Below are 21767 nucleotides of genomic sequence, written 5' to 3' on the forward strand. Positions count from 1 at the left end.
TGCACTTTCGAAAACATGATCAGACCCTTATTTTTACTTTTATTTCTAATTACTACAACCTGGGCTTCTGCCCAAAAAAGGGTGCGAGTCGATACTGCTGTATACCTACATTATGGAACCCAGAACGGAGAGCCGCTTCAGCGGCTGATTAGTGCTGTAAAATTAGTACAAGGCAGTACCGTGATTTATTGCGATTCGGCCTATTTATACTCAAGTACGAATAGAGCTATTGCTTACGGTAATGTAAGAATTATCGACACAGAAGACTCTTTAGACCTTTCTGGAGATTACATGGAGTATTCAGGAAGTACGGGCATAGCTAAAATGCGAAAAAATGTAGTACTAAAAGACGACAGCACAAATCTCTACACCAATTTTCTGGATTATGACAGAAACACACAAACAGGGTATTACTATAATGGCGGTAAGTTGGTAGACAGCACTAATGTATTGAAGAGCAAACGAGGTTACTATTATTCAGAAACCAAATCGGCACTTTTTCTAGATTCCGTTAACCTCAGTAACCCAGACTTTACACTCGACACCGATTCGCTAGAGTATACCACAGTGCAAAAAGTATCCATTACCAAAGGGAAAACACTGGCGGTTTCAGCGGATGGGGACTCGCTTTCAACCAAGGTTGGTTTTCTTTATAAGTCGCTTGAAAAATACAGTGAAGTTTACTTTGGATGGATCAAAACAGCTGACTACCGCATTTACGGAGACAAACTTATTGCTGATGATAGCACCAAATATTATCAAGGAGACATGAATGTGAAAATGGAATCCTTTGCCGATTCAATTACTGCTTTCGGTGATCACGTTCGGTACAACAAAATAGAAAGCACTGCCATAGTTTATGATAATGCGTATCTGCGTAAAATTATGAAAGGTGATAGCCTTTTTATTAAAGGTGACACCTTGAAGTCTGTACAAAATGAAGAGCTCGGAAAGAAATACCTCACCGCTTTTAATAATGTTCAACTATATAAATCTGATTTTCAGGGTGCGGCCGATTCACTTTCATACAATATGATGGATTCGACCATTTATATGTATAGCTCACCCCTAATTTGGAATGCTGATAGCCAAATTTCTGCCGATTCTATTAAAATTCAGTTGGCAAATAATCGGATCTCGAAAATGTTTTTGAACCAAAATTCTTTTGTGATTTCTCAAGACTCAGCCCAAAACTATAATCAGGTAAAAGGCAGAGAAATGGTTGTCGACTTTAAAGAAGGCATAATTAGTAAAACAGATGTTTTCGGAAACGGAGAAAGCATATATTTCGCTTTCGATAAAAATGGTGCTGTAACCATGAATAAATTGAGTTGTTCAAACATGGCACTCTATTTCGATCAAAATGTAGTAACCGAATTAAGAACATATCGCGAAGTAGACGGTAGACTTATCCCCGAACCCCAAATTGTCCAACCCGATCGAAGGCTTAGAGGCTTTAAATGGCTAATTGATCAAAAGCCCACCCTTGAGGGCATCACTGGAAATCAGAAACATATAGAAAGGGAGGAAATTAAACAGCGTTAAAAAAGGTTAATCGCTCAATAGAAGCCAAAAAACTCGTTTTATTTGTTCCAGTAAGAGAGTTCAATAAGATTGGAATTATCGGACTTTACTAATAACTTTGCAGGCTTATGAAAAAAACGGTATTTCTAACCCTTTTAGCAGTAATCATTTCACTATCAAGTTGCGCTAACAGTTTGGCCAAGCTTGAAAAAAGCGATGATTACGAAGAATTATACAAAGGGGCTATTGCTTTTTATGAACAAGGTAAATACAGCAAAGCGCAAATACTTTTTGAAAAAATATCTCCTTATTATCGTGGAAACATTGAGGCAGAGAAAGTTCAGTTCTACTGGGCCTACAGTTTATATTACCAAAGACTTTATCAGTTAGCATCTTTCCGTTTCAAAAACTTCTATCAAACTTACGGAAGAAGCCAATATGCAGAGGAGTCGGAGTACATGGCTGCTTATTCACTTTATAAGGACGCCCCAGATGCGAACCTAGACCAAACAAGTTCTGAAGAAGCTGTAGTAGCAATGCAGAACTTTTTGAACAGATGGCCGGCCTCTCGATACTATGATGATGCTAACAGAATCATAGATGAACTACAAGTAAGGTTCGAAACCAAGGCTTATTTGAAGGCCAAACTTTACCACAAACTCACTACCGGATTATCATACAGAAACTATTTAGAGGCCGCTATCGTTACAATTGAAGCTTTTAAAAATGACTATCCAGATTCAAAGTATAATGAAGAATTACTTTATCTGGCGGTTGAAACAGAATTTAAACTGGCAGACAACAGTATTCAGTCTAAGAAAAAAGAGCGATTCAATAAAACCGTTGCTTTCTATAAAGAATTTTCAGAGAAATACCCTGATAGTAAGTACATGGACAAAGTATCTGACTGGTATAACCAGTCGTTAGAAGAATTAAAAGAACTTAATAAAACGCAATAATTATGGCCGCAAGCGCATCAATCATCACTAGAGACACAGATAAAATCGGTGAATCAACTGGTAACATTTACAAATCAATTGCTGTGATCTCTAAAAGAGCAAAGCAGATTGCTACTGATATGAAAGAAGAGCTAAACGGAAAACTTTCAGAGTTCGCTTCTACAGTAGATAATCTTGAGGAGATTTTCGAAAACAGAGAGCAAATTGAAATTTCTAAATTCTATGAAAGAATGCCAAAGCCTACTGCAATGGCCATAGAAGAATTCGCCAATGACGAGATCTATTGGAGAATGAATGAGCCTGAAAAAGCTACAGAATCAAAATAACACCCAATGTTATTAAAGGGTAAGAAAATTATTCTGGGAGTATCCGGAAGTATAGCAGCTTACAAGGCTGCTATTTTCGTTAGGTTACTAGTGAAAGAAGAGGCGGAAGTTAAAGTTATAATGACAAAAGCAGCCACTGATTTTATTACACCCCTTACCCTTGCTACGCTTTCCAAAAACCCTGTTTTGATTGATTTTCAAAAAGACAAAACAGGCGAATGGAATAATCATGTTGATTTAGGGCTTTGGGCAGATGCAATCATTATGGCACCTGCTAGCGCTAACACTATTGGCAAAATGGCCAATGGGCTTTGTGATAACCTGCTTTTGGCAACTTATCTGTCGGCAAGATGCCCAGTATTTTTCGCTCCAGCCATGGATTTAGACATGTACCAACACCCATCGGTTTTGGCCAACATTCAAAAGTTAATTTCTTTCGGAAATCATTTGATTGAAGCTGAACATGGTGAATTGGCCAGTGGGCTTATTGGGCAAGGCCGAATGGCTGAACCAGAAAACCTAGTCACTTTTCTTTCAGATTTCTTCTCAAAAAAATCTGCATTGAAAGGCAAAAAATTAATGATTACCGCGGGCCCAACTTACGAGGCTATTGATCCGGTTCGCTTTATTGGTAACCATTCTACTGGTAAAATGGGCTATGCCTTGGCGGAAGAAGCTGCTAATCAAGGTGCTGAAGTAACTCTAATTTCGGGGCCAACACATTTGACGATTGAACATGCTAATGTTAAGCTTATTCGAGTAAAATCAGGCAATCAGATGTATGAAGCATGTTCCATGGCTAATGAAGCTTCCGACATAAATATAATGGCTGCTGCCGTAGCTGATTACACCCCTAAAACTGTAGCCGATCAAAAGATTAAGAAAAAAGGAAGTGAAATGACTGTGGAATTAGTGAAGACCACAGATATAGCTAAATCACTGGGGGCTATAAAAAAGGAAAACCAGCTTAACATTGGCTTTGCGCTCGAAACAGAGGCAGAAATAGAACACGCTCAACAAAAAATAAAAAGTAAAAATTTCGACCTCATTGTACTTAACTCTCTGAATGACAAAGGAGCTGGGTTTGGGCACGACACGAATAAGGTTACCATCATTGACAATCAAAATAATATTCAGCATTTTGAGTTAAAGTCAAAAAGGGAAGTTGCCAAAGACATCATCAATGCTATCGTTCAAAAACTGGAAGCTTAGTTTTTTCGGGCTATTTATAGCCACCCTCCCACTCCAAATGGTCGCTCAAGAGCTAGACTTTACAGTGAGTGTTAATGCATCGAATGTACAAACTACCGAGAGGGCCATTTTCTCTGAAATGGAAACAGCAATGCAGCGCTTCTTCAATGATAGAGTTTGGACAAACGATAACTTTCAGGCCAACGAAAAGATTAAAGGTAACCTCATTCTCAATATTCAAGATCAGCCTTCCATAGGCCAGTTTAAGGCCAATGCTCAAATTCAGATTGTTCGACCAGTGTATGGAGCTTCTTATGAAACCCTACTATTGAATTTTGCCGACCGAGATTGGGAATTTCAATTTACCCAAGGCCAAAACATGGATTTTAGTGAAAATAGATTCCTCAATAACATCACTTCCCTTCTGGGTTTTTATGCATACATCGCCATTGGCTTAGATTACGATTCTTTCAGTCCTTTAGGAGGAACTCCCTACTATAGAGCTGCTTTAAATGTAGTGAACAATGCACAGACTAGTGGCGGTACGGGTTGGGGGCAATTTCAAAGCAGAAGAAATCGCTATTGGCTAGTTGAAAACCTAGCTATTAACAGTCAGTATGAGGCCGTCAGAAAAGGGCTTTATGATTACCACATTAATGGGTTGGATAAATTCAAAGATGATCCAAAGACGAGTAGAGAAACAATCAGTCAGGTGATTAAAAACATCCAAGCTGTAAATGAGATACTTCCCAACGCAATTTTGATTACTGCATTTCTAGATGCCAAAAATGATGAAATCACCAGTATTTTTTCAGAAGGACAAACCAACATCAGAAAAGAGGTTTACAATGAGTTATTGAAACTCGATCCCACACGCAGAAACAAATACCAGAAAATCGTGCAAAACTAGTATTGTCACAAGCCCATCTAATTGATACATTTGTGATATGCTTCAACGCCTGAGTATAGAAAATTACGCACTGATTCAGCAGCTGGAAATCAATCCAGATGCGCAATTGAATATCATTACGGGTGAAACCGGTGCAGGAAAATCTATTATTCTAGGAGCTTTAGGTTTGCTTCTTGGCAATCGTGCGGATAGCAAATCGCTACTCGATCAAGAGAAGAAATGCGTAATCGAAGGTGTTTTCGATATTTCTGCCTATCAGCTCAATTCTCTTTTCGAAGAAAACGACATGGATTATGATGTTGAGTGCATTATTCGAAGAGAAATAAGTCCAAACGGAAAATCTAGAGCTTTTATTAATGATGGAGTCACCAACCTTGACTTTCTGAAACTGCTCGGAAAAAGGTTAATGGACATTCACTCTCAGCATGATAATTTGCTATTAGGTTCAAATGGCTATCAACTAAGTTTGGTTGACGCTTTTGCTCAGAATAATGCCTTTTTACAAAAATACAGCAAAGCTTTTTCTGACTATCGCGAAAAGTATGAGATTCTGGAACAGCTCAAATCAGAGTCTGCCGAATTAAGGAAAGAAGCCGACTATCATCAGTTTCTATTTGATGAATTGGATAAAGCTCAACTTCAAGCGGATGAGCAAGAAACCTTAGAGGCTGAACTCAATAAACTTGAAAACGCTGAAGAAATTAAGCTCAAGCTAAATGAGGCTTTGAGCGCATTAGATCAATCCGAATTTAATGCTAACCAAATGCTGCAAGGCGGTAAAACAGCTTTGGGCCAAATCAATAAGTTCGCGAAAGAATACGAAAGCCTTTTTGAACGATTGAACAGCAGTTGGATTGAACTAAAGGACATTATTGCCGAGCTAGAAGCCGAGGAAGAACAAGTTGAGTACGAACCTCAAAGAGCAGAAGAAGTACAAGAAAGATTGAGTCTAATTTATAAACTCCAACAAAAACATCAAGTATCAGATATTGCTTCCCTCCTTTCTATTTATGAAGAGCTTGGGGATAAAGTGCTAAAAGTTGGCAATTTAGACGATGCTATTGAGGCAGCAGAAAAGCAAACGAATCAAGCGTTTGAGTTGGTTGAAATTTCTGGTGAAGCCTTAAGCCAATCGAGAACCAAAGTATTCACTGCTTTTGAAAAGCAAATTGGTGCGCTACTCGATGACCTCGGAATGCCACACGCCAAACTGGCCATTCAGCATGAAAAACAAGCACCTTCAGAATCAGGCGTTGACAAAATCAATCTATTATTTTCTGCCAATAAAGGAATTGCACCACAGCCTTTAAAGCAAGTGGCTTCTGGTGGTGAATTTTCAAGACTGATGTTTGCCGTGAAATACATTCTGGCAGACAAAACCGCCTTACCTACAATCGTATTCGATGAAATTGACGCTGGTATTTCAGGAGAAATATCCATTCAAATGGCAGAAATGATGAATAAGATGGCGCAAAACCATCAGGTGATTACCATTACGCATTTGCCACAAATTGCCGCAAGAGGAAAATCACATTACTATGTGTATAAGGACAATGCGCAAGATGTGACGGCAAGTAACATCAGAAAGCTAAATTATGACGAACGCTTATCTGAATTGGCGCAGATGATAGGTGGTAAGCAATTCTCTGAAAGTTCGTTAGAGAGTGCGAGAGAGCTTATGAAGTAAGCCTTTCTTTATCACTTAAAACAAAAAAGTCGGTCTGGAAACCAAACCGACTTTCTCATATCTCTATCTCATATTTTTAATTCTTCTTAAACTCTCCTGCTTTGTGGCGGGCAAAGTAAGACTTTGTAGCCTGCATTACTTTAGGCGCCAATATTAATGCCGAGACCATGGTTGGAATCGCCATCAAAGCGAAACTTCCATCAATCAAATTCACTACAAACCCCAAAGAAGCCACGGCTCCAAGAATAATTGTACCGATGTATACATAATTATAAAGCTCTCCTTTTTTGGCTCCGAATAAGTAGGAAACACTCTTCACTCCATAATAAGAATAAGAAAGCAAGCTAGACACAGCGAATACCAAAATACAAAGTCCTAACAAATAACCACCAACGCCTGGAATAGCAGCGTTAAAAGCCTTCAATGTTAATGTAACACCAAGCAAGCCTGTATCGGCCGCACCAATAAACTCATGATGAACTCCAGTTCCTAAAATCACCAATGCTGTAAGTGTACATACTAAAAGTGTATCAATCGCTGGGCCGAGCATAGCCACAAGCCCTTCGCGTACTGGCTCTTCTGTTTTAGTATCGCCATGTACCATTGGTGCAGTTCCAATGCCTGCTTCGTTAGAAAAAGCAGCTCTTTTTGCCCCTACAATAATTACAGCCCCAATTCCACCGCCTAAAATGGCATTACCTGAAAATGCTTCTTCGAAAATAGAAGCGAAAATATCGGGAATCCCACCTATGTTCTGAAGTAGAATATAAATTACCAATCCAAAATAAAGCACTACCATAGAAGGCACCAACTTAGCAGCTACACTACTAATTCTTTTAATTCCGCCAAAAATAACAATGGATACCAAGGCCATTAAAATAAGTCCCGTAATAAATGAGGCAATTCCAACAGGTGCACCAAATAGACTAAATGTTGCTTCGGTATTGTAACCAACGGTTGGCCCTAAAACAGCATTCATTGCTGCAGTAAGCTGGTTTGCTTGAAAAATAGGTAAAGCGCCAATCAGTGTAAAAACGCAAAAGAATACGGCCATTGGTTTCCATTTCTTCCCTAAACCTTCGGTAATCACATACATAGGCCCGCCTCTTACTTCTCCTTCACTATCTTTTCCTCGGTACATCACCGAAAGTGTACAAGTGAAAAACTTTGTAGCCATGCCTACAAATGCGGAAACCCACATCCAAAAAATAGCACCTGGACCACCCATGGTAATAGCCACTGCCACTCCACTGATATTCCCCATACCTACTGTGGCGGCCAAAGCAGTAGATAGTGCTTCATAATGCGTTATTTGCCCTTCCTCTTCATGAGTATCATATTTTCCTCTTAAAACATTGACGGCATGGCCAAGGTATTTAAATGGTAAAAATCGAGAATAGAGCATAAATATTAAGCCTCCACCCATTACCAATATTAAGAGGGGAACTCCCCAAATCCAGCCACTAAAACTAGATACAGCGTCTTCTATATAACCCAAGTCAGTAATTTTTTAGTTAAGCTACTATATTAGTTCAATCCGCGTAACCGTACAAGAAGTATAGTCATTTTGTAGACTAACGGTAGATTGGCCGACATACATGGCCATAAAGAATGAAGAGGAAATAATAATTATTTCCTCTTCATTGATTTAATTTTATAATCGTCTCATTTAGGCAGAAGCCAAAAATACATTTACATTAACTCGTTTTAATAACAAAGGTGATTTCCCCTCTGGATATATTGGCCGCCATTTTTGATGGATCTGTTTGAATAAAGGCCAGCTTCTCCACTTGTTTTTTATAGAACTCGATAATGGTGTTATCGCTAATGGTAGTACCTGGGATTTTAGTTACGTTAATCACCGTTCCTCGGTCATCCACTTCTATTCTAAACTTAATCACTCCTTCTATTTGCGAATCGTCTTTTTCGGCTGGTGGTCTCTCCCATTTCCAGCCATCAAGGCTCAAGCTAACACCTAAATCGGCACCACCAGGCTGTGTACCATTGGCGGTTGTCTTCCCTTTAGGGTCGCCCATATTGCCTCTTTTATCTACTTCCTTACCTTGATTGTTCGAAGCGGCTTCCTTGCTGTCAGATTCGGCTTTCTTACCGCCCCCCATAATAGCACGCTGGTCTACTACGGGTACTGGTTTAGGTTTTACCTCTTCTTTTTTTTCCTCAACAGGCTTAGTCACCTCTTTTTTCACCTCAACTGGTGGTTTCACTTCTTCCTTCTTCTCGACAACCTCTTCTACTTTCTTTTCTTCCGTCTTAACTACGCTCTGCTTTTCTTGAACCACTTCGGCTTTCACTTCTTCCTTCGGCTTAGGAGTTTCTTTGGCTACTTCCTTGACCACCTCCTGCTTGGGTGGCACCACTTCTTTAACTTCCTGCTCAACAGGAGTTTCCTCTACAGGATCCTCTTCTGATTCCTGCTCAGATTCAGGTGGAATGTCATTTTCAGTTTCTTCAATTTCGGCTTCATTTTCCCTTTCGATATCGCCAGAACCAGCCTCTTCGAAACCGAAATTCAATTCAATACCATATTCTGGAATTGGCGGATCGGGTTGACGCCAAGCGACTAGAAATAAAAGAAAAGTCAGTATTGTTCCATGTACGATTACCGACATGATCATACTGAACTTCTTATCTTTTTTTTCTTGATCTGACATTCTTACTCTGGTTTTGTAACGATTGTCACTTTTTGCTTTAATAGTGCTGCTATGCCCGCCACTTTCATAAAGTATTCGGCATCTACAGTTTTATCTACATGTAAAGTAACCGAGCCGTCTGGCCCGCTTATTACATTACGCAATTCTTGTTCCAAGTTTGAAAGTGTTACTTCCTTATCATTCACATAATAGCGTAGATTTTCAGTAATGGTAACGCTATTTTTCTGCATTACTATATTTGAAGCCGCTGAGGAAGGTAAGTTTACTGGCAAACCAGAAGGAGTAATAAAAGAAGCCGTCAACATAAAGAAGATCAACAACAAGAACACAATGTCTGTCATTGATGACATACTGAAGTTGGCGTCTACTTTAAGTTTCGATTTTATATCCATTATTGAGGCTCTTGAAGTAAATCAATAAAGTCTACCGAAGTGTACTCCATGTAATGAATGGCCTTTTGAACCCTAGAAACCAGGTAATTATACCCAAGGTAGGCTATAATTCCGACCACCAAACCTAAGGCGGTTGTAATCATAGCTTCGTAAATACCAGTAGATAAAAGCTTAGGGCTTACCGAACCTTCTTCTTGCGCAATGGCAATAAAGGCTTGAATCATACCCGTTACCGTACCTAAGAAACCGACCATTGGTGCTGCTCCTGCAATAGTAGCTAGCATTGACAAGTTCTTTTCAAGCTTATACACTTCAATTTTACCTACATTTTCGATAGAAGCCTCAATGGTTTTTAGTGGGCTTCCAATTCTGTGAATCCCTTTCTCAATCATTTTGGCAATTGGTGATTCCGTTTGAGAACAAAGGAGTTTCGCTCCATTGATATCGCCAGCTAAAACCAAGTTTTTAATCTTGTCCATAAACTCAAAAGGAGTTTTAGACGCTCTGTTGATATTTCTATATCGTTCAAAAAATATATAAATCGCTGTAACCCAAAGTGCTAATAAAGGAATCAACCAGATTCCGCCTTTTAACAATAAATCGAACCAAAATAAAGCTCCACCATCGCCACCTGAAACGTTCAATGAATCAGATGCTGCGAGTTCTTGAATAAATGTCATTTTAATATTTAAGTGCCCAGACTTCTTTTCCGTATTTTTCTCTGTAGGATGCCAATGTGGCCTCCGCTTCTTTTATTGAACTCACATTCGGAATCATGATTCCTACCCTGTGGAAACTCACATCTCCAATAGGTTTTAGAACATAAGCCGTAATTCCAGAAGCAACCAATTCGTTTCCTTTATCTTCTGCCAAGTCGCCATCGAAGAAGCTACCGACTACGGCAAAATAACGTCCTTCACGTGCAGAAATTGTAATTAATTCAGCTTTTGGCGCCTCAACCTTTACTGGTTCTGGCTCAGGCTGTGGTTCTACTTTAGGTTGCTCCGTTTTAGGTTTTTCAACAGGAGCTGGCTTAGGTTCTTCTTTATTATAGAAACCAAAATAGTAAATGGCAGCAGCCACAATCAATAATACTATTAGGACTATCCAAAAACCACCACCCTTTTTTTCTTCTTCCTCTTTCTTTTCTTCCATAACTACCTTTTTTTCAGGAGCCGGAGCTTGAGTTTCTTCTTCTACGATAACCTGAGCAACTACTACTGGAACTGGCTCTTCTTTTTCCTCTTCTACCAACGGCTCTTCCACGATAGCTTCTTCCTCTGCAGGAGTCTCAATTGGAGTTTCGTTTTCTTCTGTAAGATCTAATTCTTCGGTACCATCTTCAATGGTGTTCAAATCATCAATATCATCTAAACCAAAATCATCGTCAGACACCTTTGGTTCTTCTTTTTTAGGAGCTCTTTTTTTACCTGCGTTAGCTGATGCTCGGCCTCCTTTTTTATTGTTGTCTGAAGAACTGTTCTTCTTTTTAGCAGCCATAAGAAATAGTTATTGGTTGATATTTGTTCAAATTAACAAAATATAGCCGCCATATTAAAGGCGTGGCTCATGCGAATCTACAAAATTAGAAGGATACTGTAATCCCACCTAGCACTTGAATACCTCTGCTTGGGTAATTCAAGTATCGCTCATACTCTTTTCCAAAAACATTTTTGAACTGCAAAAACACAGAAACCCTTTCATTCAGATCATAATCGCCACCCAAGTTCATATCGACAATATCATCCATTTCCACCCTAGTACTACTTTCTCTGTTTAAGCCTACAAGTCCTCCCATATAATAGAGGTCCGCAGTTACTTTCAAATTTTGCACGGGGTAAAAGATGTTATTAAAAACCGCTTGATACTGTGGCTTATGATAAGGATCGGCTAAAGTGCTCAAAGTGTAATCGAAGTAATCAAACCTCAAACCGCTTCTCACATTTCCAGTCTTCTCAAAAACCACTTCACCATATACATTGGTACGATCTACTGCATCAGTATCATACAATACCTCAAAACGAGTAGAGTCAGTTATGCTATTAGTAAAAAACGGCATACGCTGAATAGAAGCCATTGAAAGCCCTGCGTTCAACCTAAGTTCATTGGTCAGGTCTAAATTTATTCCTGCAAAAATATCGCTTTCCTTATCCGTATTTAATAGAATAAAATCTCTCTGTAAAAAGGCATTCTCCATAGCAAAGCCTTGGAACGAATTGTATTCCAAATCTCCTTGATAACCTCCATAAATATTGATGGTATTGGTTGGGTTAACATCCAATCGAGCATAAGGGTAAACTTTAAAACCATCATCAGCAGTGGTAGTGATTTGCGTTAAATCATCATTATCACCAGCAAGATTTGCCCCAACACTTACTTTAAAACTATTTGTTGCATACTCTAAGCGCGGCTTAGCATTGAAAAAATTTCTTCCAATTTTCTCAGTGTCTTCACGGCTTGAGAAGGTTGCTTTCCCTCCTACTTTAAAGCGAAGTTCTTCTGAAAACTTGTAGCCTAAACCCAAATCGAAATTAAATCGGCTTTCTTTTGCCTCGAAGTTATCTCTGAAGAAATCCCAGTTGGTTTTAAAATGGTAAGTAGTTACTTCATCTAAAGCGGTTTTTTCTACTCCAGCCCTAGCAGTAAAGCTATTAAACTTTCTTTCTACCATATCCGGACTAAGGTCTAGAGCAGGGTTATAGCCATAGAAATGGACTTTTCTTTCGCCATACTGAATATCGCCAGAAATGGTATTCTTTCCATTAAAGAACTTTCCGCCCAATACAACATCTGTTTTGGCGTCACCTGAATTTTTATCAAAGACAGGACCTCTGGCAGAAGAACGATGTCTTACATACAGATTATACAGGTAATTAGGATTTCTGGTTGATCCTAAATAAGCTTCACCCAGCAATGTTCCATAGTTGCCATAACCAAGTTTGAAGTAGTTACCTGTTATGGCCTTTTCGGCTTGATTGATGGTCAGGTTAACTGCCCTAAAATTGGGTTGAATTGGGGTTAAGCTCAACACGTATTCATGAAAAGTATAGGTTTGATGCGACTGTGCCTTTTGTACAGGCAACTGAGGAATTTTTTCAAAATTTCTAGTAGCTGGCGGAAGGGTTATCTTCCTGTCCTTTCTAATTACAATTTCTGATTCTTCCAACTCACCTTGTTGACCATAAGCAGTAATAGCGAACAGTCCAAAAACAAGAGCTATAATATATCTGAAGTCTTTCATCTTAGTTCCCTCCCTTTCTTGTGGTGTCTGCATTTACTTCTTCTTGCGATGGCGCCTCTGCCTCCAACTTCTCTATCTGTTTCAGCTTGGCTCTTGCATCTTCTTTAATATTATCTAATTGAGAGTATTGAATGATTGAATTCACCGTGGCTTTAGCTTGGAAAATCTCATTCAGAGCAATATAGTTATCAGCAATCAACAAGAAAGCTTTACCCAACCATTCGTCATAGGCCGAGAAGTTTTCATTCATCTCAAAAAGTGTATTCAACGACTGTTGATATTGCTTTTGTTGGTAGAAAATTTTACCCACCATAAATTGTGCTTCGGCTCCATATTGGTTTTTAGCTGTATTCAGGGTGGTCAAAAACTGATCAATGGCTTCATCAAAATTACCTTCTGCATAGGCCGCTTTGCCTAAATAAAGCTGTGCTTTATCGGTGGCTTCTTGCGTTACAGCCCCTTTAGTAATGATATTCTTAGCATAAATTCGCATTTGAGCATATTCACTCAATTGATAATGGGCTTCTAACAAACCTAACCAAGCATCGTTTTCTTGCCTTTTGCTTTTGGCTACCTTTTCTAGCTGACCATAAAAGTTGGTTGCTTCCTTAAAATCACCTGCTTTCAATTGAAGTTCACCAATACGTTCGTATACACGATCCATTCCAGTGATTTTGCTGTCACGATTAATTTCATAGAACATCTCCAAGGCTTTTTCAGTGTCACTCAAACGGTAATAGCTTTCTGCTTGGTAGTATTTAGCTTCGTGCACTAAACCACTGTTTGGATAATTCTTTCTATAATCTTCTAAAGCACCAATGGCAGCACTATATTCTTGTCCAAAGAATAAGTTTTTGGCCGATTCAAATTCAATGTTCTCCAAAGCCTGATTCTCAGGGTGTGCATTCTTATAACGTGCCAAATATTGATCAAACTGAATAGTTTTATTCTGAAGCTTTAGAGTATTCTGCAAACCAAGCAAGGCCGAATTAGAAACCGAACTGGTGATATAATTGTCCAAAATAGTTTTGTAGTCACGCTCTGCCTGATCGTAGTCTTCTAAATTGAAGTAGGCCAAAGCTCGGCTTTCGTAAGCATAAGGAATAAATGGGCTTTGACTTAATCTGTCAATAATTCGATTAAAACCTTGAATCGAATTTCGGAACTGACGGTCTTCTAACTGAATCTGCGCCTTTTTATAAATGGCATCATCGTAATAACGTGAATCAGCAAAACGATTGATTACCACATCTAAACTAGCAATTGCCTCTGATGGCTTTCCTTCAAAGTCATATACTACTCCTTTCTGGAAATAAGCATAATCGATATTGGGGTTATTTGTACCAATGGCTTTATCATAATATGTAATGGCACTGGCATATTCCTTATCTACATAATAGCAGTCGGCAAGCCTAATCAACGCATCGTTATAATTTTGTTTATCGCGTGCATTTTCAAGCGCATCTACATAACGCTTAAAGTAAGTTCTGGCTTCGGTATATGATTTGCCATTATAGTAAGCGTAGCCCAAACCATAATTGGCCTTCACCAAATATTCTGAATTTCTACTTCCCGAGGTCATTACCTTCTTATAAGAAGCAATCGCTTGAGGGTAATTACGAGCAGTGGCAAAAGCCTCTCCTTTCCAGAAGTAAGTGGCAGTGGCCAAATCCTTATCTATTGGATATTGTAATGACTTATCGAACAACTGCACCGCGTTATCATACTTTCGGGCATTGTAAAACTCGGTTCCTTTAAAGAAGGTCACTTTTTGATAGGCTTCTTTTAATCGGTCAGATTTGTTTTCAATTCTTTCAATAAACGTAATGGCCCTCGAATAATCATTTGTATTCAAAAAGGCTTCGCTCAACAAATTGTTAGCCTCAGGAATGTAATCACTTGTTGGATAATCTCTCATAAACTTATCCAAAGCAATAATGGACTGAGAGTATTTACTGGCTTGAAAATTCACTTTGGCCGAATTGAAAGCAGCCTCTTCTTGAATTTCTTTATTGAAACCTAAACTTGCCGCTTTATCGAAAGCAGCGATGGCAAAAAGGAAATTTTCTTGTTCTACATAAAGCCTTCCTAAATAATAAGAAGCGTTTTGAGCAAGCGTATCGCTATTAAGCGCCACTTTCTTAAACTGCTCAATGGATTCTTCAGCCTGACCTGTGCTGTAATAAGCAAAGCCCATTCTGTACAAAGTCTCTTGTGTTACGTTTTGCTGCGCCAGTTCGCTGTACAAATCATAATACTCTAAACTCTCTTTATACTGCCCTTGATTGTAGTAAGACTCAGCAGTCATCTGATAAATCTGATACAGATAATCCAGCTTTCTATTTTCGGCTATTGCTGTTTTAAACTGTGAAGCATATTGCACCAATTCCCCATAACGCTTCTGTTGATAATAGGCACTGGCCACCATAATTGGCACCCTGTTTTTATACTTTTCAGTTGTTCCAGCATTTTTCAGATCCACTAAAGCCTTATCGTACTCCTTATAAGCATATGCCAAATAACCAGCATAGTAATTAGCATCTGCAAAGTAAGGCCCTTTACTCCCTTTGGCTTTATCGAAATAAGGAACAGATTCCTCGTATCGCCTTAAAGCATACAGCGAATAGGCAATTTTAAAATTGGTTTCAACCCTTTCTTCCCCGTTTAGGGCGGAAGGATTTACCAGTTTAAAATATCTTTCAGCAGTAGTAAAATCACCATTTTTAAAACTCACTACCCCTAAATTATAATAGGCTTTTGCCGCCTTTGGGTGGTTAGGTCTGTTTCTTACAAATTGTGATATTAATTGTGCCCCATCGCCATTATCGAGGTTGAGGGCGCAAAATGCCATATAGTATTCGGCATCTGCCTTTTTAATTTCGTCATCGCCTTGGGCCAAGTATCGCTCAAACTGATCACGGGCTGCGCTATACTTCTCCATCTCCAAAAGTTCTAGTCCCGAAGAAAAATAAATATTCGGGTTAGATGGATGTAGTGTATTTTGTGCGTTTAATGACCCGTGAAGACAGAACAGTGTGGCGATCAAAAGAATTTTGTGCTTCATTTATCTCTGTTTGTTCACTCTTTATCTAAACTCTAATCTCTTATGAATATTGCTGTCGAACAATTACCACCAAGAATAATTTCTTCAACCTATTTATTAATGCATCAACCGATACACCAATTCCTTAAAAATATCTCCATCCGACATACTGCCGGCTCCTACTCCCTTACTCCTTAAATCTGCTTCGCGAAGAATACTCACATTCTGCATCACCTTTCCTACGGGGTAATTTCGCGCAGCAAGCTTATATTCCTTTATAAAGAAAGGGTTTGTACCCATAGCAGCCGCCAAGCCTTTATCCGACTGGTCTTTACTTCCGTGAAGAATCAGCAGTTTGGCATAATAAGAATACAAAGCCGCCACCATTGGAATAATAGGGTTGGCCTTTGAATTGGCGGCAAAATAATTCACCATCTTATTGGCCTTTAATATATCGCGCTGCGAAATGGCCTTTTGCAATTCAAAAACATTGTACTCTTTACTGATGCCAACGTACTTCTGAATCAGGTCTTCGTTGATTGTTTTCCCTTCTCCAAGGTTCACAATCACTTTGCTGATTTCATTGGAAAGCCTTTCTAGGTTCGTTCCAATGTATTCGGCCAGCATTTGCACCGAGTTCTGATTGATGCTGTAGCCCTGAGACTTCACATACTTATCAATCCAAGCAGGCAACTCATAATCTCTTAAGGGTGTAGTGGTTACCAACACCGATTTATCTTTCAAGGCTTTCGCCAAAGGCCGTCTGCCATCTACTTTTTTATGCTTATGCCCAAAAACCAATACCGTACTGGGCACAGGTTTTTCTAAATATTGAATCAATAGCTTTTGGCCGTCTTCTTTATTCAAATCCTGAATATCCTTGGCCTCTTTTACAATGACCACTTGCCTTTCGGCCATCATCGGAAACCTTCGGGCGTGGGTCAGCACCTCGGCCATACTCACATCCTTACCGTAAAGAATGGTTTGATTAAAGCCTTTTTCAGCTTCTTGAAGACAGTTGTCCTCGATATAATCTAAGATTTGATCGATGTAAAAAGGTTCTTCGCCCTGCAAAAAATAGACGGGTTTGAAGTCACCGGATTTTAATGATTGTAAGACCTGATCAGGATGCAAACTCATGGAATCAATTTGTCACGAATATACAATTCGCATTCCGTTTTAACATATACAAAAGCAAGTATCTGTTGACTGGTTTTAGAAATAAATGGCAAGCCACGGCCACAAATCTAAATATTCCAATCATCTCTAAGAAAGAGTATGAAAAGCATGCTGAAAAAGGAAAAACTAGTGAACAATGGAATCAATTTGGGGAATGCTTGGGTTGACTGATTATATTTGCACAAAATGAGAGAAATGGTTGAAAAGTGGATTGAAGAAGGGGTTAAACACTGCGAGAATGCAAAGTTTGAAGAAGGCGTAAAATGCTTTAACAAAGCGCTGCAAAAAGAACCGAACCATACCACAGGTTTGCACAACCGCGCCAGAGCCCTTTCTAGAATTGGCCAATTAGAGGCTGCTTTAGCCGACTTCGAAAAACTGACCGTACTCTTCCCTACCCATGCTTCTTTCATTGGCGACTATGCCGTTGCCCTCCACCTCAATGACAAAAATGAATTGGCCTTATTTCATTTTGAGAAAGCACTCCAACTTGAGCCTACCAATCCTTATCGTTACTCTAGCCGTGCCTTTTTTAAAGACAGAACGGGTGACTTAGAAGGCGCCATTGCCGATTATGAAAAGGCCATTGAACTAGACCCAGAAGATGCCATTGCTTTGAACAACAAAGGTTTGGTAGAAGAAAAATTAGGCTATAAAGACCAAGCAAAACAAAGTTTTGATCGGTCAAACGATCTTGTGGGCTACGACCCAACCAAGACCAATCCGCTGCCTAAAGCAGAAAACAAAGCACCAAAACCTACTCCCGCAAATCCCACCACCCGCTGGGAAGTAATCAAATCTGTGTTCACCAAAGAGGGTTTTAAAGACTTCGCCAAATTTACCAAGGGTTTGGTGAGTGGAAAGAAGGGGTAGCTTTTAGCCTCTGCTGTTTTATGGTAAAAGCAAACGGATCCTGAGTCAGACTCAGGATGACTGTCCAAAAAGACCTAATCGGAGCGTCATTCTCTCCGAAGCTATGGAGAAGAGGGACGGGTAATTGTAACCACTTCAGAAATCAATTCATTTTAGGTTATTATTGAAGTTTTAGTCAGATTCATTTTATATAAAGAGTTTGATTAACTTGAGATACAAACCCTAAAGTACAACACATGACCGACACAAGCCACCACGATGAGCGTATTGCGAAAATGTCATTCGCCTCGGTTTACCCACATTATGTTACAAAAGTTGAGAAGAAAGGACGAACAATAGAGGAGTTGCACGAAGTAATAGAGTGGCTAACTGGCTATGACAAAAAACAACTACAAGCACTCATTGACAAAAAAGTAACTTTCGAAGAGTTCTTTCAAAAGGCCGCATTAAACCCTAATGCTCCACTTATTACTGGTGTAATCTGTGGTTATCGAATCGAAGACATTGAAAACCGATTGACACAACAAGTAAGGTATCTAGACAAGCTGGTAGATGAGTTAGCCAAAGGCCGTAAGATGGAGAAGATATTGAGGGTTGCGTAAATGGTTCATCCGGAGTGTCATTCACTACTAATAAATCAGGCTAACACCATCTTCTCCATGACTCTCAAAAAGATCCATTCAGGTCAACTTAGCGAATACTCGTTTAACAAAAACTTACTAACTCTCTTCTATAATCATACAGGAGTCAATTAAAAAAGAAACACAAATACCTTATCTTTGATTTATGGCAACATTAAAACTCAAAGTCAGCGACAAAATTCTTGACAAAGTTCTTTGGCTACTCAGTCAATTTAAGAAGGAAGATCTTCAGATCCTTGACGCTGAAGGCACGTTTGAGACCGACAAACGCTATGTCCAAAACGAGCTTAAAAGACTTGAATCTGGAGAATCCAAGGCTTACTCTATCGAAGAAGTAGACAACTTATTAGAAAATTCTATTCGCAAATATGAAAATTGAATTTCGCGACTCCTTCGTCAAAAAACTCAATAAGCAAGTAGACTACATTGCAGCAGACAAGCCAAAAGCAGCTCGCAAATTTAAAACAGACATTCTTGATAGATGTAAACAACTAACGAATCAGCCATTTAAGTATAAAAAATCAATCTACTTTGATAGAGACGAAATAAGGGATATGACTTTTAAAGGTTATACAATCGTTTATAAAGTCGATATTAATGCCAACTTAATTTCTGTGTTTTCCCTCGTAAAACTTGAAGACGGGATAAAGAACTAACTCCCTGTCGAAGGTTCTCAGAACCTGTGACGATTTAAAATCAAGAACTCTGACCTATCTACACAGCATAAATTCATCACCTAATTTCCTTCAAAAAACAAAAAAGGTGGTTCCTTTGCAGAACCACCTTTCAGTATTTACTCTGGGTATTTCACCCTTTAAATCAAGCCAAATCGAAACGATCTAGGTTCATTACTTTGTCCCAAGCAGCGACAAAGTCCTTCACAAACTTTGCTTCTGAATCTGAAGAACCATACACTTCTGCTAAAGCTCTTAATTCAGAGTTAGAACCAAAAATAAGGTCGGCACGAGTGCCTGTCCATTTTACTTGGCCAGTTTTACGGTCGCGTCCTTCGAATTCATTTTGTTCGTCAGAAGTAGCGCTCCATGTAGTACTCAAATCCAGCAAGTTCACAAAGAAATCATTGGTCAATGTACCTGAACGCTTGGTGAATACTCCATGATTAGACTGATCATAATTAGTGTTCAACACACGCATACCACCTACTAAGGCCGTCATTTCAGGAGCAGTAAGTGTTAACAATTGAGCTTTATCAATAAGCATTTCTTCTGCTGTTACTTTATGTCTTGGCTTAAAGTAATTACGGAAACCATCTGCGGCTGGCTCAAGCGCACCAAACGACTCTACATCGGTTTGTTCCAGTGAAGCATCTGCCCTGCCTGGTGTGAATGGTACGGTAATATGATGCCCAGCTTCTTTAGCCGCCTTTTCAATTCCAGCGCATCCACCGAGAACAATCAAATCAGCCATAGAAACGGGTTTAGCAAAGGTTTTCTGAATTCCCTCAAGGGTTTTCAACACTTTAGCCAATTGACTTGGGTTATTCACTTCCCAATCCTTTTGCGGAGCAAGACGAATTCGTCCACCATTGGCACCACCGCGCATATCTGAACCACGGAAAGTCGAAGCGGAAGCCCAAGCAGTTGACACCAATTCTGAAACAGAAAGTCCTGAATTTAGGATTTCGTTCTTTAAATCTGTTACATCTTTATCATTGATCAATTCGTGGGTAACCGCAGGAATTGGATCTTGCCAAATCAGCTCTTCTTTAGGTACTTCAGCACCCAAATAGCGAGATATTGGCCCCATATCTCTGTGCGTTAGCTTATACCAAGCACGTGCAAAGGCATCGGCAAACTCTTCATGATTTTCATGAAAACGTTTTGAAATTGGCCCATAAATCGGATCCATCTTCAAAGCCATATCGGCTGTAGTCATCATTAGCGCTTGAGTATTGGCAGGGTTTCCAGCAGCTGGAGCTTGACGTGCATGAGATGCAGCCGTTGGTGTCCATTGGTGTGCTCCTGCCGGACTTTTTGTTAACTCCCAATCGTAATTGAGCAACACATCGAAATACTCGTTATCCCATCGGGTTGGATTTGGCGTCCACGCTCCTTCGATTCCACTCGTTATAGTATCATCACCATGGCCAGTACCGTAAGTGTTCTTCCAGCCTAAACTCATTTCTTCAATACCGGCTGCAGCTGGCTCTCTACCTACATATTTTGCAGGGTCAGCAGCACCATGCGCTTTACCAAATGTGTGTCCGCCTGCAATTAAAGCTACAGTTTCCTCATCATTCATGGCCATACGACCAAAAGTTTCACGAATATCAATAGCAGATTTCAACGGATCGGGGTTGCCATTCGGACCTTCTGGGTTTACATAAATAAGCCCCATTTGCACAGCACCAAGAGGATTCTCCAATTCACGATCTCCGGTATACCTTTTATCGCCTAACCATTCGGTTTCGGCACCCCAATAAATATCTTGTTCTGGTTCCCAAACATCTTCTCGTCCACCGGCAAAACCAAAGGTTTCTAAGCCCATTGATTCTAGCGCGCAATTCCCAGCTAAAACCATTAAATCCGCCCAAGAGATTTTATTGCCATATTTCTGCTTAACTGGCCAAAGCAGTAAACGAGCTTTATCTAAGTTGCCGTTATCGGGCCAGCTATTCAATGGAGCAAAACGCTGAGAGCCTGACCCCGCTCCACCGCGGCCATCTTGAATTCTGTAAGTACCCGCGCTATGCCAAGCCATACGAATAAAGAATGGTCCATAATGACCATAATCGGCAGGCCACCAATCTTGAGAGTCGGTCATTAAATCATAGAGATCTTGCTTAATGGCTTTTAAGTCAAGCTTTTTGAACTCTTCAGCATAATTAAAATCTTCACCCAAAGGATTTGAAAGCGAAGAGTGTTGACGGAGGATGTTAAGGTTTAATTGGTTAGGCCACCAATCTCGGTTTGAAGTGCCGCCACCTGCTGTTCTTTTCATTGTACCGCCATGAAAAGGGCACTTGCCGCCACTGTTCATGTCATATACTTTTGCGTGTTCGTTGTTTTCCATTTTCGATAGGTTTTATTGTTAACGAATACAATTTAAGAAAACCCTTGAGATAATTTTTATTTATAGTTTTTATGAAGATATAGACAAAGACTATAT

At 39.6% G+C, this 21767-nt stretch carries 19 protein-coding genes; 10 read left to right on the forward strand and 9 right to left on the reverse strand.

Annotation, left to right across the window (positions count from 1 at the left end):
- The first annotated feature begins 15 nt into the window (after positions 1–15).
- From MB14_RS14055 to recN, 6 genes are all read left to right on the forward strand, one after another.
- Positions 16–1545 carry an OstA-like protein gene (locus MB14_RS14055; RefSeq protein ID WP_062592609.1) on the forward strand — a complete coding sequence of 510 codons (1530 nt, stop codon included), beginning with the start codon at positions 16–18 and terminating at the stop codon, positions 1543–1545.
- A gap of 107 nt (positions 1546–1652) precedes the next feature.
- A complete protein-coding gene (locus MB14_RS14060; RefSeq protein ID WP_071426679.1) occupies positions 1653–2483 on the forward strand; it encodes an outer membrane protein assembly factor BamD in 831 nt (276 codons plus the stop codon).
- A 2-nt stretch (positions 2484–2485) separates the two neighbouring features.
- Positions 2486–2809 (forward strand): DNA-directed RNA polymerase subunit omega, encoded by a 324-nt coding sequence (locus MB14_RS14065; protein WP_062592611.1) that lies wholly within the window; start codon positions 2486–2488, stop codon positions 2807–2809.
- A 6-nt stretch (positions 2810–2815) separates the two neighbouring features.
- Positions 2816–4021 (forward strand): bifunctional phosphopantothenoylcysteine decarboxylase/phosphopantothenate--cysteine ligase CoaBC, encoded by a 1206-nt coding sequence (gene coaBC / locus MB14_RS14070; protein ID WP_062592613.1) that lies wholly within the window; start codon positions 2816–2818, stop codon positions 4019–4021.
- Positions 3993–4910: a type IX secretion system protein PorD gene (gene porD, locus MB14_RS14075; RefSeq protein ID WP_084376082.1), complete on the forward strand. Its 918-nt coding sequence runs from the start codon at positions 3993–3995 to the stop codon at positions 4908–4910. The genes coaBC and porD overlap by 29 nt, the downstream gene beginning before the upstream one ends.
- 37 nt (positions 4911–4947) lie before the next feature.
- Entirely contained in the window at positions 4948–6597 is a 1650-nt protein-coding gene (recN, locus tag MB14_RS14080; protein ID WP_062592617.1) for a DNA repair protein RecN, read from the forward strand.
- A gap of 76 nt (positions 6598–6673) precedes the next feature.
- On the opposite strand, the gene MB14_RS14085 is transcribed toward recN, so the two are convergent.
- The 8 genes from MB14_RS14085 to holA all read right to left on the reverse strand — a co-directional run bounded on the left by MB14_RS14085 (position 6674) and on the right by holA (position 17085).
- Positions 6674–8095: an alanine/glycine:cation symporter family protein gene (locus MB14_RS14085; protein WP_062592618.1), complete on the reverse strand. Its 1422-nt coding sequence runs from the start codon at positions 8093–8095 to the stop codon at positions 6674–6676.
- Positions 8096–8294: 199 nt separating this feature from the next.
- A complete protein-coding gene (locus MB14_RS14090) occupies positions 8295–9269 on the reverse strand; it encodes a hypothetical protein (RefSeq protein WP_062592620.1) in 975 nt (324 codons plus the stop codon).
- A 2-nt stretch (positions 9270–9271) separates the two neighbouring features.
- The gene (locus tag MB14_RS14095) at positions 9272–9661 is read right to left on the reverse strand and encodes an ExbD/TolR family protein (protein WP_053222024.1); all 390 of its coding nucleotides are present in this window, start codon (positions 9659–9661) and stop codon (positions 9272–9274) included.
- A complete protein-coding gene (locus tag MB14_RS14100) occupies positions 9661–10341 on the reverse strand; it encodes a MotA/TolQ/ExbB proton channel family protein (protein ID WP_062592622.1) in 681 nt (226 codons plus the stop codon). The genes MB14_RS14095 and MB14_RS14100 overlap by 1 nt, the downstream gene beginning before the upstream one ends.
- A gap of 1 nt (position 10342) precedes the next feature.
- Positions 10343–11161, reverse strand: coding sequence for an SPOR domain-containing protein (locus MB14_RS14105; protein WP_062592624.1), 819 nt, complete (start codon positions 11159–11161; stop codon positions 10343–10345).
- An 85-nt stretch (positions 11162–11246) separates the two neighbouring features.
- Positions 11247–12935 (reverse strand): TonB-dependent receptor, encoded by a 1689-nt coding sequence (locus tag MB14_RS14110; protein ID WP_062592625.1) that lies wholly within the window; start codon positions 12933–12935, stop codon positions 11247–11249.
- Positions 12904–15966 carry a tetratricopeptide repeat protein gene (locus MB14_RS14115; RefSeq protein ID WP_084376083.1) on the reverse strand — a complete coding sequence of 1021 codons (3063 nt, stop codon included), beginning with the start codon at positions 15964–15966 and terminating at the stop codon, positions 12904–12906. The genes MB14_RS14110 and MB14_RS14115 overlap by 32 nt, the downstream gene beginning before the upstream one ends.
- A 96-nt stretch (positions 15967–16062) precedes the next feature.
- Positions 16063–17085: a DNA polymerase III subunit delta gene (gene holA / locus MB14_RS14120; protein ID WP_062592629.1), complete on the reverse strand. Its 1023-nt coding sequence runs from the start codon at positions 17083–17085 to the stop codon at positions 16063–16065.
- A 234-nt stretch (positions 17086–17319) separates the two neighbouring features.
- On the opposite strand from holA, the gene MB14_RS14130 reads away from it, so the two are divergent.
- From MB14_RS14130 to MB14_RS14145, 4 genes are all read left to right on the forward strand, one after another.
- Complete coding sequence (locus tag MB14_RS14130; protein ID WP_084376093.1) at positions 17320–17997, forward strand: tetratricopeptide repeat protein; 678 nt, start codon at positions 17320–17322, stop codon at positions 17995–17997.
- Positions 17998–18233: 236 nt separating this feature from the next.
- On the forward strand, positions 18234–18599 hold the full coding sequence (locus tag MB14_RS14135; RefSeq protein ID WP_062592635.1) for a DUF2200 domain-containing protein: 366 nt from the start codon (positions 18234–18236) through the stop codon (positions 18597–18599).
- Positions 18600–18783: 184 nt separating this feature from the next.
- Entirely contained in the window at positions 18784–19017 is a 234-nt protein-coding gene (locus MB14_RS14140) for a hypothetical protein (RefSeq protein ID WP_062302528.1), read from the forward strand.
- A complete protein-coding gene (locus tag MB14_RS14145; RefSeq protein ID WP_084376084.1) occupies positions 19007–19294 on the forward strand; it encodes a type II toxin-antitoxin system RelE/ParE family toxin in 288 nt (95 codons plus the stop codon). The genes MB14_RS14140 and MB14_RS14145 overlap by 11 nt, the downstream gene beginning before the upstream one ends.
- Before the next feature lie 163 nt (positions 19295–19457).
- Here the strand turns inward: MB14_RS14145 and katG are convergent, their stop codons facing one another.
- A complete protein-coding gene (gene katG, locus MB14_RS14150; protein ID WP_062592637.1) occupies positions 19458–21671 on the reverse strand; it encodes a catalase/peroxidase HPI in 2214 nt (737 codons plus the stop codon).
- Positions 21672–21767: the final 96 nt, after the last annotated feature.

Source organism: Roseivirga ehrenbergii (assembly GCF_001593005.1).
Lineage (GTDB): Bacteria > Bacteroidota > Bacteroidia > Cytophagales > Cyclobacteriaceae > Roseivirga > Roseivirga ehrenbergii.

Coding starts and splice junctions, on each gene's coding strand:
- katG (WP_062592637.1), bottom strand. CDS start 21,671: ATGGAAAACAACGAACACGCAAAAGTATATGACATGAACAGTGGCGGC.
- MB14_RS14115 (WP_084376083.1), bottom strand. CDS start 15,966: ATGAAGCACAAAATTCTTTTGATCGCCACACTGTTCTGTCTTCACGGG.
- holA (WP_062592629.1), bottom strand. CDS start 17,085: ATGAGTTTGCATCCTGATCAGGTCTTACAATCATTAAAATCCGGTGAC.
- coaBC (WP_062592613.1), top strand. CDS start 2,816: ATGTTATTAAAGGGTAAGAAAATTATTCTGGGAGTATCCGGAAGTATA.
- MB14_RS14090 (WP_062592620.1), bottom strand. CDS start 9,269: ATGTCAGATCAAGAAAAAAAAGATAAGAAGTTCAGTATGATCATGTCG.
- MB14_RS14130 (WP_084376093.1), top strand. CDS start 17,320: ATGGTTGAAAAGTGGATTGAAGAAGGGGTTAAACACTGCGAGAATGCA.
- MB14_RS14135 (WP_062592635.1), top strand. CDS start 18,234: ATGACCGACACAAGCCACCACGATGAGCGTATTGCGAAAATGTCATTC.
- MB14_RS14055 (WP_062592609.1), top strand. CDS start 16: ATGATCAGACCCTTATTTTTACTTTTATTTCTAATTACTACAACCTGG.
- MB14_RS14065 (WP_062592611.1), top strand. CDS start 2,486: ATGGCCGCAAGCGCATCAATCATCACTAGAGACACAGATAAAATCGGT.
- MB14_RS14105 (WP_062592624.1), bottom strand. CDS start 11,161: ATGGCTGCTAAAAAGAAGAACAGTTCTTCAGACAACAATAAAAAAGGA.
- MB14_RS14110 (WP_062592625.1), bottom strand. CDS start 12,935: ATGCAGACACCACAAGAAAGGGAGGGAACTAAGATGAAAGACTTCAGA.
- MB14_RS14145 (WP_084376084.1), top strand. CDS start 19,007: ATGAAAATTGAATTTCGCGACTCCTTCGTCAAAAAACTCAATAAGCAA.
- MB14_RS14140 (WP_062302528.1), top strand. CDS start 18,784: ATGGCAACATTAAAACTCAAAGTCAGCGACAAAATTCTTGACAAAGTT.
- MB14_RS14100 (WP_062592622.1), bottom strand. CDS start 10,341: ATGACATTTATTCAAGAACTCGCAGCATCTGATTCATTGAACGTTTCA.
- recN (WP_062592617.1), top strand. CDS start 4,948: ATGCTTCAACGCCTGAGTATAGAAAATTACGCACTGATTCAGCAGCTG.
- MB14_RS14060 (WP_071426679.1), top strand. CDS start 1,653: ATGAAAAAAACGGTATTTCTAACCCTTTTAGCAGTAATCATTTCACTA.
- MB14_RS14095 (WP_053222024.1), bottom strand. CDS start 9,661: ATGGATATAAAATCGAAACTTAAAGTAGACGCCAACTTCAGTATGTCA.
- porD (WP_084376082.1), top strand. CDS start 3,993: ATGCTATCGTTCAAAAACTGGAAGCTTAGTTTTTTCGGGCTATTTATA.